Origin of the sequence: Methylobacterium oryzae (assembly GCF_036441375.1) — a bacterium.
In the GTDB taxonomy this organism is placed as follows: Bacteria; Pseudomonadota; Alphaproteobacteria; order Rhizobiales; family Beijerinckiaceae; genus Methylobacterium; species Methylobacterium oryzae_A.
Genome location: NZ_MLCA01000006.1, coordinates 381,991 through 396,396, shown reverse-complemented (window position 1 = coordinate 396,396; position 14,406 = coordinate 381,991). Strand labels below are relative to the sequence as shown.

The window sequence follows — 14,406 nt, the reverse complement described above, 5'->3', positions numbered from 1 at the left end:
AGCGGGCGGCCCGATCCGCGGCCGTTTCACGAACGCGTCCGCAGCCCGAGCGCCGCGATCAGGGCGGGATCGGCGACGTGCGCGTCGTCCATGAGGCCGAGGCCGTCGAACAGATTCCAGAACGACCACGCGAACCCGTTCGCCTCCGCCGCCAGCCGCACGTCCCGGATGTAGGCGGCCCGGTCCGGCGCCCGGGACGCCGTGAACCGGGCATCGGTGCGCAGGGCCCCGAACTCGCCCATCAGCACCTGCCCGCGCGGGATCCCGTAGAGGTCCGCCCAGGTCGACACCGGCGCCATCGCGTCGGCGATGTAGGCCGGGCCGGGCGCGGCCTCGAAATATTCGTGCAGCTTCGCCTCGATCACCGCGCGGTCGCGCGCCTTCTCGGCCCGCGGCACCGCGCGGTCCGCGTCCATGCGCGCCTGCACCGCCGCGAGCGTCTCGCGCAGCGTGCCGCGGCTCCCGGGCCAGGGCACGGCGGTGAGCCAGCGGTAGAACGGCTCCTCGGTGAGCCACGTCGCCCCCTGGTGGGAGAACAGGTACGGCTCGTAGAAGTGGAACGTGTAGAGGAGCGGCGCGAACCGCGCGAGCGCGGCCGGATCCAGGGCCGTCAGGCCGGCGGCGAGGCTGCCGCAGGAACCGGTCGCCACGAGGGTGAGCCCCGGCGCGGCCGCTCGGGCCGCGGCCAGGAGCCCGTCCTGAACCCGGTTCCAGGCGCCCGCACCGCAGGCCTGCGGCGGCTCGTTCACCGGCTCCAGGGCCACGCGGTCCGTGCCCTTCCGCGCGCAGAGGCGCGCGAGGTCACCGACGAGATCGCGATAGGCGGCGAGGAGCGGTGCCCGGTCCGAGCCGTAGAACGCGTCCGGCGTGTAACGGTGGGTCGCGGCGTTCGCCTGGACATTCACCAGGACCCGCAGCCCGGCCGCCAGGGCCGCGTCGACGGCCGCCGACAGGGTGCCGAGGAGTTCGGCGCGCCTGGGCCCCGTGAAGGCCACGAACGGCCCGGGATCGAGGGGCAGCCGCACGAAGTCGAAGTCGAAGCCGGCGATCCGGGCGAGGTCGTCGCGGGTCGGCACCGGCCGGTCGGCCTGGAAGGGCGGCCACGCGTAGTCGGTCCGCGGGGGCGGGAACTCGGTGGTCAGCGAGAACCAGGGCCAGAGAGCGATACCCCGGCGCAGGGCGATCGGGGCGGGACTGCCCTGGACGGGCCTGATACCCGCACCCGCCGCGAGGGCGCCGGCGAGCACCGAGCGCCGGCTGGGGCCTACCATCCCGGACCGGCCGCGGTGCTGACGGGCTTGGCCACGGCGGCACGCGCCGCCTTGTCCGGGGCCGGCGGGTAGCCGCCGACGAGGCGCAGCGCGTCCTCGTAGGAGGCCAGCACGTCGTCCCAGCGGAACTGCGCGGCGCGCGCCCGCGCCGCCGCGCGGGCCGCCGCCACCGCGGCCTGGTCGGTGAGCACGCGCTCGATCGCCGCGGCACAGCTGTCAGGATCCGAGAAGTAGAACTGACCGTCGCCGGCCGTGCCCCGGTTGAACGGATTGTCGTGGGCGACCACGGCGTTGCCGGCCCAGAGCGCCTCGACCAGCGACGGGTTGGTGCCGCCCACGGTGTGGCCGTGGAGGTAGGCCCGCGCGTGGACCCGCAGGGCCTGGACCTGCTCGGGCTCGTAGATGGCGCCGGGGAACAGCACCTCCGGCGAGGCGGCCGCCTCCACGGCGCGATGGTACGGGTTGCCGACCCGCAGCGTGCCGAGCACCACCAGCCGCGCGCCGCGGGCACGGCGCGAGAAGGCCTCGACGAGCGTCAGGATGTTGTTGTCCGGCTCGATGCGGGCGATCGAGACGAGGTAGCGGCCCGGCTCGAGCCCGAGGGGCGGCGGCCCCGGATCGGCGGCCGGGGGATCGCCGCCGTACGGGATGGTCGCGACGGCCGCGCGCGGCCTGCGACGGGCGAGGTGGTCGGCGATGGCGGGATGGTCGGCCACCAGCCGCTGCGAGGACCACGCGGCGATCCACTCGCTGACGTAGAAGAAGGCGCGCACGGGCAGCGACCATTTCGGACGGCGCCACTCGATCCCGTCCATGTTGGTCAGGATCCGTCCGCCGCGGGCCCGCAGGTAGGGCAGGAACACGGCGCCGTTGTAGCCGAGCACGAGGCAGACGCCGCCGCGGGAAGCGGCGTCGTGGGCGCAGATAGCGTCGAAGGCGAGAGTCGCCGCGGGGCCGCTGAGGGCGGTCTCCACGGTGATCAGTTCGATGCCGTTCCAGATGGCGGTGGAGATGCGCTCCCGCACAGTCTCGACGTCCCGCTGGCAGTACACGCCGACCTGCCAGCCGCGTCCGGCCAAGTAGAGCGCGAGACATTCGGCGAAAGTCTCGAAGCCCCCATGTGCCGCCGGAATTCCGCGCGTGCCAAGGATAAGTAGTTTCGGTGCGCGGTCAGGCATGGACCTTCCTTCCCAATTTACCGGCCCTATTGTAAACCCCAAGCATACAGTCGAAGCCGTCGGCATATACAACTGCTAGTTGTTTATATAATACAGAAATCATCTTATGGTAGCTAGCTCAGGACTTGGAGCCGCGCGCGCGGGCGATCGCGTCGGCGCGCCGCGGGCCGTCGGCAACGCCGCGGCGGGACTTCGGATCACGTGCGTCCACCAGGGATTCGAGCTGTACGGCTCGGATCGCTGCTTCATCGAGACCGTTCGCACGATCCGGGCGGCTCATCCGAACGCGCGGATCGACGTTGTCCTGCCGCGGCGCGGGCCGATCGTGGCCGCCCTGGAGCCGTTCGCCAGCGCCATCGTGATCGCGCCGCTCTGGATCCTGCGGCGCAAGAATCTGGCTCGCCTCGCAACCCTCGGTCTGATGGCTCTGCCCATCGCGGCGATCCGTGCCTGGCGCCGCATCCGCGCGAGCGACCTCGTCTACATCAACACCACCGTTGTGGCCGACTACCTGCTGGCCGCCAGGCTGGCGCCCGGGCGGAGCGTCGTCCACGTCCACGAGATTCCCGAAGGCGCCGTGCTGAAGGTCCTGCGCGGGCTGATCCGCTGGAGCGGCGCCAACGTGGTGTTCAACTCGCGCGCCACCGAGCGGGCCTACGCCCTTCCCGCGGGCGCGACCGCCCGGGTGGTCTACAACGGGATCGCCGGACCGGCCGTGCCCAACCGGGCCGCCTACGACGGGTCCCGCCCGCTCCGGGTGCTGATGCTCGGCCGGATCAGCCGGATCAAGGGCCAGGACGTTCTCGTCGAGGCGCTGGCCTCCCTTCCGGAACCCGTGCGTCGGCGGATCGCGCTGCGCATCGTCGGCAGCGCCTTCGAGGACGAGGCCCGCGAGCAGGCCCTGGTGCGGCGGATCGCCGAGGCGGGTCTCGCCGAGCAGGTCGCGTTGGAGCCGTTCGTGGCCGATCCCACTTCCCTGTACCGCTGGGCTGACGTGGTCACGATGCCGTCGCAGCGGCCCGAATCCCTGGGCCGCGTGGCGATCGAGGCGATGGCCTACGGCGTGCCGCCGCTCGTCACCGCGGTCGGCGGCCTGCCCGAGGTGGTGGAGGCCGGGAAGACCGGCTGGATCGTTCCGCCGGGCGGCCCGGAGCCGATCGCCGCCGTGCTCGCGGATCTGGTCGCCGACCCGGCGCGCTGGCGCGGCTTCGGCCAAGCGGCCCGGGCGCGGTACGAGAGCCTGTTCTCCGAAGCCTCGGCGGCGGAGGGCATCGAGGCCGTGGTCCGGACGACGCTGCGCCGCTCGCGGGCGGCCGACCCGTCGTCCGCCGCGGACGCTCCGGCGCGACCGGCGGCCTAGGTTCCGGCGGGCTCCGCCGAGATCGAGGCCGCTCCGGAAGCGTTAGCCCGGAGACAGGTGGCCGGGGCGTGACCGAGGGTCGTCGCCCTCATCGGCCTGAGCCGCGCGGCCCCGCTATCGACGAATCGGCGGCCTACCGGCGTCGCGGCCGTCACCCTGTGGACGATCGCCGGCGCGAGGATGCAATGCGGTCGCGCCTGTCCGATGAGGCGTGCGGCGCGAGAGACCCAGCCCGGGCAGGACGAGGAGCGACATGGCGGCCAAGCTCGCGGTTCAGGAGACCGCGGATGCGCTGGACTGGGACCGGCGGGTCTGGGCTTGCCCGGGCGCGAGCATCTACTGCGGCAGCCCCTGGGGCGCCTACAAGGCGCGGCGCGGCCTGGAGGTGCGGCGCGCGGTCGTGACCGGCGACGGTGCGGACCTCGCCTTCATCCAGTGGCAGACGCGCCGCAAGGGGCCGGCGCGGTTCATCCATGTCCAGGGCGGCCCGCTGCTGACCGAGGCGGGCGCGCACCGCGCGGAGGCGGTGTTCGCCGCCTTCATCGACCATCTCGCGCTCGGCCGGTTCGACATCCTCGCCGTCGACTACGAGCAGTTCGAGAGCCGCGACGCGACGCTGGCGCTGCTGCTGCACGGGTTCGCCCCGGTGATCGGCGCGCACGACCACACCCTGGAACTCGACCTGACCCAGGAACTCGACGCCATCCAGGCCGGCATGGAGCCGCGCTGGCGCAAGGCCCTGCGCAAGGCCGAGCGCAACGCCGACGTGACGACGCATTTCCTCGAGGACAGAGCCGAGCGCCTCGCGGCCTTCGACGATTTCACCGCGATGTTCGCGGCCCTGCGCGAGCGCAAGGGCTTCGCCACGACGCTGCAGCCGCAGGCCTATCGCGACATCGCGGCCGGGGACGAGCACCTGCTCTTCCTCGACGTCCGCGAGAAGGGGCAGCGCGTCCTGGTGCGCATCGCGCACCTGTCGGATACCCGCTGCACGGATTTCTACACCGCCTCGAACGAGCGGGCCCGCGCGACGGGCGCCGCGACCCTCGCGGTCTGGCGCTTCGTGGAGCGGGCGAAGGCGGAAGGCTGCCGGGTCTTCGATTTCGGCGGGATCGATCCGGCGGCGAACCGCCCCGTCTTCGATTTCAAGCGCGGCCTGTGCACCAACGTGGTCCAGCACAACCCGCTCTGGGTCTACAGCAGGACGCCCGCGCTGCGGAAACTGGCACCCGTCCTGCTCTCGCTGCGCTGAGCGGCGCGACCGGCTCCGTCACAGGGCGCCGACGGGCCGCGCCGGTCCCGGATGCCGCGCCAGCGTCCGAAAGGCCGAGACCGACCAGACCAGGGTGGCGATCTCCGAGGCCAGCAGGCCGAGGAGCGCGGTCGCGGGAGGCAGCAGCAGCAGCGCCGGCACCATCACGGCCATGCCGAGGGCGGCGCTCGCCACCGCACCCGCCGTGATCGTCCGGAACGCCGCCGAGGCCTCGAGGTAGGCGCGCGGGATCGCGTAGAGGAGCGACACGGTCACCACCGCCCAGACGCCGAGCCCGATCCAGCCCATCGGCTGCTCGGCGAACCGTCCCTTGAACAGGATGTCCTCGATCAGCGGCAGGGCGGCCGCCATCACGGCTCCGTAGGCGAGACAGGCGCCGCCGAGCAGGATCCCGTTGCGGATGACGAGCCGGCGGGCGGCGTCGACCTGCCCGGCCGCGAGCAGCCGGCTGATCTCCGGCAGGATCATGTTCAGCAGCGCGCTCGCCGGGATGCGCAGCGGCGCGTAGAGCACGATCGTGGCGGCGATCGGCGCGTAGGCGGCGGGGCCGGCCAGGAGCGCCAGCAGCAGGGTCAGCCCCTGCCCCTGCACGGTCAGGCTGGTGACGCCGGCGAGCGACCAGGCCAGGGTCCGCCAGATCGCCCGGTAGCGGGCCCGCGCCCGCGCGTGCAGGGAGAAGCGGACCCGCTCGCGCAGGGCCGCGTAGGCCACGGCGATCGCGACCGCGTGCGCGAGCGCGATCGCCGCGAAGGCTCGATCGAGCAGGGCCGTGCCCTCCCCGTTCAGCCAGCGCGCGACGAGGATACCGCCGCAGGCGGCGTAGACCAGATCGCTCAGGCCGGCGATCCGGGGCCGGCCGCGGGCGAGGAGCACGATCCGCAGGTAGCTGCGGAAGGCGTAGAGACCCACGAAGGCCCCGGCCGCGAGGGCGCCGCGGCCGATGACCGGGATCAGGACGATGCCGACGCCGGTCGCCATGAGGCCGGAGACCAGCACCGCGCCCGACCCGAACATCACGTCGTAGCCGAGTGCCGCCGGTCGCCCCAGGCTCCGGGCGACGTGGATCGTCGCCGGCACCGCGACCAGGGCCCGGATGTAGGTGATCCCGACCGCGCCGACCGCGAAGACGATGGCGAACAGGCCGTAATCGTGGGCGCCGAGCGCGCGCACCAGCAGGATGTTGAGGAGGAAGTGAAACAGGCTCTGGGTCAGCTCGCCCGACAGGATCACCGCGAACCGCCCCGAGAGAACGGCGCGCACCGGCCCGGGCAGACGGAGGCGGCCGGCGCCCGGGATCCGGAGCCAATCGCCGGGACGCGGCATCGAATCGGGCATGTGGGTCCGGACGGTCTCCGTGTGGGCGCGCTTTTCATGCCCCGGCGCCGTCGCCGGGAACCGGCCGGCGGCGCAGCATCCGCCTCCCTCTCGTGCGGCGCTTATGCCGAACGGTCCGTTTCCTGACCGTCTCAGGTGATCCCGCGACAGGCCCTGGACAGTGCGGCAAGGCAGCGCGCGATGTCGTCCTCGTCAGCCCAGACATGCGGGCTGATGCGCAGCGCGCCGGAGCGCGCGCTGACGTAGACCCGGTCGCGTTGCAGGCGATCGACGAGATCGTCCGGCAAGCCCGCGCGCGGCCGCAGACCGAGGATGTGGGGGGCTCGCAGGGACGACGGCATCGGCGCCAGGCCGAGTCCGGCGACCCCGTCCGCCAAGCGGTCCGTCAGCCCGCGCAGCCGAGCGGAGACGGCCGGCACGCCCCACTCGCCGATCTGCTCGAGCCCGGTCACGGCCATGAACAGCGCGACCGGATCGTAGAGTTCGCCGCGGTCGTAGCGGCGCGCGCCGGCGGCCGGCGGCCGGTTGCCGACATTCTCCTCGAGGGGCGCCCCGTCCAGCCGGTGCGGCGCGGCGTAGAGGAAGGCGAGACCGTAGGGACCGAGCGCCCATTTGTAGGTCGGGAAGGCGAGGAAGTCGGGGCGCCAGCGCGCGACGTCGACGGGCGCGGCGCCGACCGCCTGCGTGGCGTCGATCACCAGGGCCGCGCCGGCGGCGTGGACCAGTGGGGCGAGCCGGTCGAGGTCGATCAGGCCGCCGTCGGTCCAGTGGAGCGGGGTCAGGGTGGCGAGGGCGAGCGGCGCGGCCCCCGGCCGCGCGAGCGCGGCCGCGACCGCCTCGGTCCAGTTCCCGTCCGGGGGGCGCGGGACCTCCTCGACCACGAGCCCCTGCCGCTCGGCCAACCGGTCGAAGGCGAAGCGCAGGGACGGGAACTCGTCGGCCACGCGGAGCAGGCGCCCGCCCGGCGCGAGGGTCAGGTTGCGGGCGGCCACCGCCATGGCGTGGCTGATCGCGCCGACGATCGCGATCTCGTCCGCGGCGGATCCGATCAGCCGGGCGGCCGCCCGGCGCGCCCGTTCGGCCCAGGGCGGGATTGCGGTGCGGGGATGCTCCCAGGGACGGCTCTTGACCAGGATCCCCGCCTCGCCCGCTTCGCGCACGACGCGCGGCAGCGGCGACCACGCGGCGGCATCGAGGTAGCAGACGTCGGCGGGCATCTCGAAGAGATGGCGCTGGCACGAAAGCGGCGCGGCGACGGATTCGGGGAACGCCATGATGCGCGGGAGCCTAGAGGATCGGATCCGCCAGGACCACGGCTCCCGTTTCCGTGCGGGATCGGGACGGTGCCCGTCGCTCACGCGAGCGGCCGGGTCCGCGCGGAGGATCTCCGGGCGCGGCCCGTCCGGGCGACGCCCTGCCCTACCGGGCGCACGGGGCGCTCGGCGCGGCCGGCAGCTGAGCTGTTGTTCCGGGCCGCGAGGTTGTAGAGCCTCGGGACACGTTGCCACGACCCGACCGAGACCCCGTGACCCTGCTCGCCGATCGCGCCCCCGCCAAGGTCAACCTGACGCTCCACGTCCTCGGCCGCCGCGTCGGTGACGGCTACCACGTGCTCGAGAGCCTCGTCGCCTTCGCGGGGACCGCCGACCGCCTGACGCTGGATCCCGCTGCCCCGCTGGGCCTGACCGTCAGCGGCCCCACCGCCGGCCCCGCGGGCCCGACCGACGACAACCTCGTCCTCCGGGCGGCCCGAGGGCTGGCCGCGCGTGTGCCGGGCTTGCGCGCGGGCGCCTTCCACCTGGTGAAGCGCCTGCCGGTCGCGGCGGGAATCGGCGGCGGCTCCTCCGACGCCGCCGCGGCCCTGCGCCTGCTGGCGCGCCTCAACGGGCTGCCTCACGACCACGAGGCCGTGGTCGCGGTGGCGCGGGAGACCGGCGCCGACGTGCCGGTCTGCCTCGACCCGCGGGCCCGGATGATGCGGGGTGCCGGCGAGGAGATCGACCCGGCCCTGGGACTCGCACCGCTGCCCGCGGTGCTGATCAATCCCGGCGTTCCGGTGCCCACCGCCCCGGTCTTCAAGGCGCTCGGACTCGCCGTCGGCCAGGATCTCGCGGGCGCAGCGCATCCCGCGATCCCGCAGGGCGTGGCGACCGGCTCGCTGCTTCAGGCCCTGGCCGGAGCCCGCAACGATCTGGAGGCGCCGGCCCTGACCGTGGCGCCGGTGATCGGCGACGCGCTGGCGGCCCTCCGCGGCCAAAGCTGCCGGCTCGCGCGGATGTCGGGCTCCGGCGCGACCGTGTTCGCGCTGTTCGCCGACCGCCGCGCGGCCGTCCAGGCCGCCGCGGCCCTGCGCGCGGCCCATCCCGGATGGTGGGTGGCGCCGACCTTCCTGCGCTGACCCGGATGGCGGGCGGCGTTCAGCCGGGCTCCGCCTCGTAGACCGTCACGACACCGCGTCCCTCAGGCACCATCACGCGCCAGCGGCTCGTCCGCGGCAGGTCGTCGGGATCGATCGCGCTGGCTCGACCGCTCCCGACGTCGAAGGTCGCGAGCCGACCGTCCCCGTCGCGTCCGCGCAGGTACGAGTTGCCGTCGCCGAGGTGGAGCGCGGCCGGAGCGGCGGCGCGGCCGAAGGCGATATCCGCGAGGTTGCCGCTGGGCGCCAGGACGGCGCCCCGCAGTGCCAGAACCTCGGCTTCCGGGGCGATCTCGGACACGAGCTGCAGGTGGCCGTCGCCGGCATGACGGCGGTTCAGCAGCAGGGCCTCCCGACGTCCCGCGCGCAGGACGACGAGGGCGAGATCCGGACCGTCGCGGCCGGCGATCAGGTAGCAGCTGCCCGGCTCGAGCCGATCGAGGCGGGTGGCCCGGCCGGGACGGTGCAGGTCCATGGTCATGCCTCCATCCGTGCGCGGCGCTCACCCCGCCCCTTCCGGTAGAACGCGCGGCGCTCGGCTTCGGCCCGCACCACGGTGGCGTGCACCTGAAGCAGGTCCTTGCGGGTCAGAAGCCCGACGAGGCCGCCGGTGCGCGGATCGGTGACCGGCAGGCGTCCCTGCCCGGCCGACAGCATCACGTCGAGGGCGTGCGAGACCACGTCGCCCGGATGGACGACCGCGAGGTCGGCGTCCGAGACGCGCTCGCCCAGCGTCCCCTCCTCCACCTCGCCGTCGCGCTCCTCCAGGGTCCAGCGCAGGGCGTCGTTGCGCGAGACGAGGCCCACGGGCCGGTCCGCACCGTCGACCACCGGGTAGGCGTGGTGGGCGCCGGTCTCGATCGCCGCGAGAGCCTCGGTCAGAGGCAGGTCCGCGCCCAGGGTCTCGACCGTGCGGGTCATCACCGCCCCGACCCGGGCCAGATCGTAGGGATCGATCCCGTATTCCCGGGTGACGTGCTGCCCACGCCGGGCGATCTTCTCGGTCAGGATCGAGCGCTTGAGGAGGAGTACGGTGACCGCGTAGGCTGCCACGGTGGCGGCGAGCAGCGGCGCGAGCGCGGCCACGTCGCCCGTCACCTCGACGGCGAAGACGACGCCGGTGAGCGGCGCCGGCAGCGTCCCGCCGAGCATCGCCGCCATGCCGATCAGCGCCCAGAAGCCGTGGACGCCCGGCAGGAGGAGGCCGATCAGCCAGCCGACGGCGCCGCCGATGATCAGAAGCGGTGCCAGCACGCCCCCCGACGTGCCCGACGACAGGGCGGCGAGCCAGATCACCGCCTTCACCACCAGGATCAGCACGACGGCGCTCGCCAGCATGTGGCCGGAGAGCAGGTCGTGGATGACGTCGTAGCCGACGCCCAGCGCCCGCGGCTCCACGAGGCCGCCCAGGCCGACCACGACAGCGCCGAGGGCGGGCCACCACATCCAATGGACGGGAAGCCGGCCGAAACCGTCCTCCAGGGCGTAGAGCGCCCGGGTCAGCGCGCCCGAGATCAGGCCGCAGGCGACGCCGAGCAGCGCGCAGGCAGGCAGCCCCCACCAGGGCAGCGCCGGGTTGTCGGCGAAGGGAAAGAGCGGGCCGGCGCCGAACAGGGCCGGCCGCCAGCAGGCCGCCGTCACCGCCCCGACCGTCACCGGGACGAGGCTCCGCGGCCGCCACTCGAACAGCAGCACCTCGACGGCGAGCAGCACGGCCGCCACGGGCGTCCCGAAGATGGCGGTCATGCCCGCCGCCGCGCCCGCCACCAGCAGGGTCTTCCGCTCGGCCGCGCTGAGATGGAAGAACTGGGCGAAGAGCGAGCCGACGGCGCCGCCCGTCACGATGATCGGCCCCTCGGCGCCGAACGGGCCGCCGGTGCCGATCGCCACCGCCGAGGAGAGCGGCTTGAGCACGGCGACCTTGGGCGACATCCGGCTGCCGCCGATCAGGATCGCCTCCATCGCCTCCGGGATCCCGTGGCCGCGGATCTTCTCCGAACCGTAGCGCGCCATAGCGCCGACGATCAGCGCCCCGATGACCGGGACCGCCACCATCCAGGGCCCCGCCGCCGCGCCGGCCAGGGAGGTCAGGGCGGTGTCCAGGCGGCCGTACCACACCAGGTTGGTCACGAGGCCGATCAGCGTGAGCAGGATCCAGGCGGTGCCGCTCGCGGCAGTCCCGGTGACGATCGCCATGCCAGCCAGCGTCAGGACCCGCCGGTCCGCGCTGAAATCTCCCAGCGCCCGACGCAACGGCCTGCCACCCCCGTCCCCCCTCTCAGTCCCGCCGATCATCAGAGCCTCCTTTCCTCTCGGCCGCTTATATGTCGTAATACGACATATTTCACAACGGCTCGGCCGTTGCAGCTGGGACCGGACTGTCGATACGAGGCAGCATCGGCGGCGAGAGAGAGACACTACGGAGGCGATCATGGAGGCCGATGCCCCCGGGACGGCGGCGCTGTCGCAGGAGCAGTACGCGGCGCTCGCGGATTTCCGATTCCGTCTCCGCCGCTTCCTGGCGTTCAGCGAGGCCGCGGCGGCCCGGGCGGGGCTGCCGCCGCAGCAGCATCAGGCCCTGCTGACGCTGGCGGGGCATGCCGGGCGCGCGCCGGCCACGGTCGGCCTCCTGGCCGAGCAGTTGCTGATCGCCCCCCACAGCGCGGCCGAGCTGGTGTCCCGCATGGTGGAGGCCGGCCTGCTGACCAAGACGCGCGCCGTCGAGGACAGGCGGCGGAGTGAATTGTCGCTCACGCCGCGCGCCGAGGCCCTTCTGCGCACCCTGACGGAAGCGCATCTCGCGGAGTTGCGCGACCTCGCCCCCGCCCTCGCCGAAGCGCTGGGACCTGCCACGCGTTGAGGCCGAAGCGGGCCCGCGACAGCCCGGTCGCTGGATCCAGCCGCGGCGGCATGTTGACGATGCAACGTCCCGCCGGCGACGGGGCGTGGCCGGCCCGGTTCGTCACGACGGCCGCCTCACCCGCGCTGCAGGACAGGCCGTGGGCGTCACGGCCCGGCTCGGCGCGGCGCCCGACGCCAGCGGCCGGTCCGCGGGCGGGTAACAGTGGTTGTCGACGCGGTCGCCGCGGGGCCCCGCCTTCAGCGCGCCCGCGCCACGCAGAACTCCACGGCCCCGAGCAGCGCTGCCTTGACGGGCCCGTCCGGGAAGATGTCGAGGGCGGCCCGGGCCTCGGCGCCGTAATGGTGGGCGCGGGCCACGGTCTCCTCCAGGGCGCCGTGGCGCTGCAGGAGGTCGAGGGCGGTCTCCAGGTCGGTCTCGCCGATCTCGCCCTGCTGCAGGGTGCGCCGCCAGAAGCCGCGCTCGCCCTCGCTGGCCCGGCGATAGGCCAGCACGATCGGCAGGGTGATCTTGCCCTCGCGGAAATCGTCGCCGACGTTCTTGCCGAGCTCGGCCGAGGTGCCGCCGTAATCGAGCACGTCGTCGATCAGCTGGAAGGCGACGCCGAGATTCATCCCGTAGGACCGGGCGGCCGCCTGCTCGGCCTCGGGCCGCCCGGCGAGCACCGGCCCGACCTCGCAGGCGGCGGCGAACAGCTCGGCGGTCTTGCCGCGGATCACCGCCAGGTAGGCGGCCTCGTCGGTCTCCAGGTTCTTGGCGTTGGTGAGCTGCATCACCTCGCCCTCGGCGATCACCGTGGCGGCGGCCGAGAGGATGTCGAGCGCCCGCAGCGAGCCGACCTCGACCATCATCCGGAAGGCCTGGCCGAGCAGGAAGTCGCCGACCAGCACGGAGGCCTCGTTGCCCCACTTGATCCGGGCGGCGACGCGGCCGCGCCGCATATCGCTCTCGTCGACCACGTCGTCGTGGAGCAGCGTCGCGGTGTGCATGAACTCGACGCTGGCGGCGAGCTTCACGTCGCCGTCGGTGGCGCCCGCGTAGCCGCAGAGCTGGGCGCAGGCCAGGGTCAGGATCGGGCGCAGCCGCTTGCCGCCGGAGGCGATCAGGTGGTTGGCGACCTCGGGGATCATCGCCACGTCCGATCCCGTCCGCGACAGGATCGTGGTGTTGACCCGCGCCATGCCGTCGGCCACCAGCGCGACGAGGTCGTTGAGCCCCGCCTCCGCCTCGGGCTTCGGATTCTCGATGGAGAGGGCCATACCCAAGATCCGTGACCTCCAGACCGGTCGCCCCTCAGGGGGCGGGCGATCCCTTCGCACGCGCCCCGCGGCGCCGCAACATCGTCGCCGGCCGGATATGGGGTGTCGCCAGCGCGGATCTCACGCGACGAAACCGCCGATCCCTGCCCGTTTCGGAGCGAACCCGCGATGATCGAGCTGATCCGGGCCAACGACGTCGTGCTGATCGGGTTCGCCCGGTCGGTCCTCGAGGCGGCCGAGATCCCGGTCCTCGTGGCCGACAGCCACATGAGCCTGATGGAGGGTTCGATCGGCGTCTTCGGCCAGCGCCTCCTCGTGCCGCGCGACCACGAGGCCCAGGCCCGCCGCCTGCTGACCGATGCCGGCATCGCCCACGAGCTGCGCCAGCCGTGACGGCCGAGGCCGACAGCGGCGCCGATCCCTTCCTCGGCGGCCGCCTGCGCCTGCACCAGCCGCCGCGGGGGGCGCACCGCGCCGGGACCGACGCGGTGCTGCTCGCCCGACTGNCTCTGCGACGTCGGCGCCGGGACGGGTGCCGTCGGCCTCGCCTGCGCGGCCCTGGTGCCGGGCCTCCGGCCGACCCTGGTCGAGCGCGACCCGGTGCTCGCCGGGCAGGCCCGCGCCAACGCGGCCCTCAATGGCATCGACGCGCGAGTCTTGGTCGCCGACGTGCTCGCGCCCGCGGCGGAACGCCGCGCCGCCGGCCTGCTGCCGGACAGTTTCGACGTGGTGCTCACCAACCCGCCGTTCTTCGCCGCCGGCGGCCACCGCGCCTCGCCGCATCCGGGCCGCGCCGCCGCCCACACCTTCGCGGGCGGCGATCTCGACACCTGGATCCGGACCTGCACGGCGATCCTGCGACCCGGCGGCCAGCTCGGCCTCATCCACCGGGCGGACGCCCTCCCGGCCTGCCTCGACGCCCTCCGGGGCCGCTACGGCAAGCTGGTGATCCGCCCGGTCCATCCCCGCGGCGACGCGCCCGCGATCCGCGTGCTGATCGCGGCGACCCGCGGCAGCCGCGCTCTACCGAGCCTGCTGCCGCCCCTCGTCCTGCACGGCGCCGGCGGCACCTTCACCGACGAGGCCGAGGCGCTCCATCGCGGTGCGCCCTGGCCGGCGCCCTGAAGGCCGAAGTCACGCCGCGAGGGCGGCGGGCTCGGCGTCGCGGATGCCGAGGAACCGCTCGACCTCCGGAAGGTCCGGGAAGGCGAGGAATTCCGGGCGCAGCGGCTCGGGCAGCCCGTCGAAGTTGAGGCCCGGGAACGTGTCGGGATGCGGGTAGAGCTGCCAGGCCGCGCCGGGCTCGGCCGGGGGGAACAGGATCGCCACCTTCTCGGCGCCGAGGCGCACGATCCGCGTCGGGCTGTAGGACAGCGTCTCGATGCTCCAGCCGTGCTGGGACTCCCGGCGGGCCTTCATGGTGCGGCGGCTCGTCGCGCGATGCATGGCGGTCT

At 73.8% G+C, this 14,406-nt stretch carries 13 protein-coding genes and 1 pseudogene; 6 read left to right on the top strand and 8 right to left on the bottom strand.

All coding sequences use genetic code 11. The annotated features are described in order from the left end of the window. Positions 1-26: 26 nt before the first annotated feature. On the bottom strand, positions 27-1,271 hold the full coding sequence (locus tag MOTC310_RS12420) for a glycoside hydrolase family 5 protein (RefSeq protein WP_331301982.1): 1,245 nt from the start codon (positions 1,269-1,271) through the stop codon (positions 27-29). Next, a complete protein-coding gene (locus tag MOTC310_RS12415; protein WP_331301981.1) occupies positions 1,265-2,449 on the bottom strand; it encodes a DUF1972 domain-containing protein in 1,185 nt (394 codons plus the stop codon). Before MOTC310_RS12415 ends, MOTC310_RS12420 begins: the two co-directional genes overlap by 7 nt. A 106-nt stretch (positions 2,450-2,555) precedes the next feature. On the opposite strand from MOTC310_RS12415, the gene MOTC310_RS12410 reads away from it, so the two are divergent. Both MOTC310_RS12410 and MOTC310_RS12405 read left to right on the top strand, forming a co-directional pair. Then, entirely contained in the window at positions 2,556-3,809 is a 1,254-nt protein-coding gene (locus MOTC310_RS12410) for a glycosyltransferase family 4 protein (RefSeq protein WP_331301980.1), read from the top strand. A 253-nt stretch (positions 3,810-4,062) separates the two neighbouring features. Beyond that, positions 4,063-5,061 (top strand): lipid II:glycine glycyltransferase FemX, encoded by a 999-nt coding sequence (locus MOTC310_RS12405; RefSeq protein WP_331301979.1) that lies wholly within the window; start codon positions 4,063-4,065, stop codon positions 5,059-5,061. Positions 5,062-5,079: 18 nt separating this feature from the next. Here the strand turns inward: MOTC310_RS12405 and MOTC310_RS12400 are convergent, their stop codons facing one another. Together MOTC310_RS12400 and MOTC310_RS12395 are read right to left on the bottom strand one after the other, a co-directional pair. Further along, positions 5,080-6,417, bottom strand: a complete 1,338-nt coding sequence (locus MOTC310_RS12400; RefSeq protein ID WP_331301978.1) for an MATE family efflux transporter — start codon at positions 6,415-6,417, stop codon at positions 5,080-5,082. A gap of 131 nt (positions 6,418-6,548) precedes the next feature. Next, entirely contained in the window at positions 6,549-7,691 is a 1,143-nt protein-coding gene (locus MOTC310_RS12395) for an aminotransferase class V-fold PLP-dependent enzyme (protein ID WP_331301977.1), read from the bottom strand. Between the two features lie 251 nt (positions 7,692-7,942). Between MOTC310_RS12395 and MOTC310_RS12390 the strand changes: the two genes are divergently transcribed. Then, positions 7,943-8,815, top strand: a complete 873-nt coding sequence (locus MOTC310_RS12390; RefSeq protein WP_331301976.1) for a 4-(cytidine 5'-diphospho)-2-C-methyl-D-erythritol kinase — start codon at positions 7,943-7,945, stop codon at positions 8,813-8,815. A 19-nt stretch (positions 8,816-8,834) separates the two neighbouring features. Here the strand turns inward: MOTC310_RS12390 and MOTC310_RS12385 are convergent, their stop codons facing one another. Together MOTC310_RS12385 and MOTC310_RS12380 are read right to left on the bottom strand one after the other, a co-directional pair. Further along, complete coding sequence (locus MOTC310_RS12385; protein ID WP_331301975.1) at positions 8,835-9,314, bottom strand: hypothetical protein; 480 nt, start codon at positions 9,312-9,314, stop codon at positions 8,835-8,837. Further along, the gene (locus MOTC310_RS12380; RefSeq protein WP_331301974.1) at positions 9,311-11,128 is read right to left on the bottom strand and encodes a chloride channel protein; all 1,818 of its coding nucleotides are present in this window, start codon (positions 11,126-11,128) and stop codon (positions 9,311-9,313) included. The genes MOTC310_RS12385 and MOTC310_RS12380 overlap by 4 nt, the downstream gene beginning before the upstream one ends. Positions 11,129-11,264: 136 nt before the next feature. On the opposite strand from MOTC310_RS12380, the gene MOTC310_RS12375 reads away from it, so the two are divergent. Beyond that, a complete protein-coding gene (locus MOTC310_RS12375) occupies positions 11,265-11,693 on the top strand; it encodes a MarR family winged helix-turn-helix transcriptional regulator (protein ID WP_331301973.1) in 429 nt (142 codons plus the stop codon). A 239-nt stretch (positions 11,694-11,932) separates the two neighbouring features. Here the strand turns inward: MOTC310_RS12375 and MOTC310_RS12370 are convergent, their stop codons facing one another. Then, positions 11,933-12,952, bottom strand: coding sequence for a polyprenyl synthetase family protein (locus MOTC310_RS12370; protein WP_331294117.1), 1,020 nt, complete (start codon positions 12,950-12,952; stop codon positions 11,933-11,935). A gap of 168 nt (positions 12,953-13,120) precedes the next feature. On the opposite strand from MOTC310_RS12370, the gene MOTC310_RS12365 reads away from it, so the two are divergent. Next, positions 13,121-13,345, top strand: coding sequence for a putative signal transducing protein (locus MOTC310_RS12365; protein ID WP_026604550.1), 225 nt, complete (start codon positions 13,121-13,123; stop codon positions 13,343-13,345). Continuing rightward, positions 13,342-14,077, top strand: a pseudogene (locus MOTC310_RS12360) (tRNA1(Val) (adenine(37)-N6)-methyltransferase). The gene MOTC310_RS12365 and the pseudogene MOTC310_RS12360 overlap by 4 nt, the downstream one beginning before the upstream one ends. Positions 14,078-14,086: 9 nt before the next feature. On the opposite strand, the gene MOTC310_RS12355 reads toward MOTC310_RS12360, so the two are convergent. After that, a complete protein-coding gene (locus MOTC310_RS12355) occupies positions 14,087-14,398 on the bottom strand; it encodes a hypothetical protein (protein ID WP_331301972.1) in 312 nt (103 codons plus the stop codon). Between the last annotated feature and the right edge of the window lie 8 nt (positions 14,399-14,406).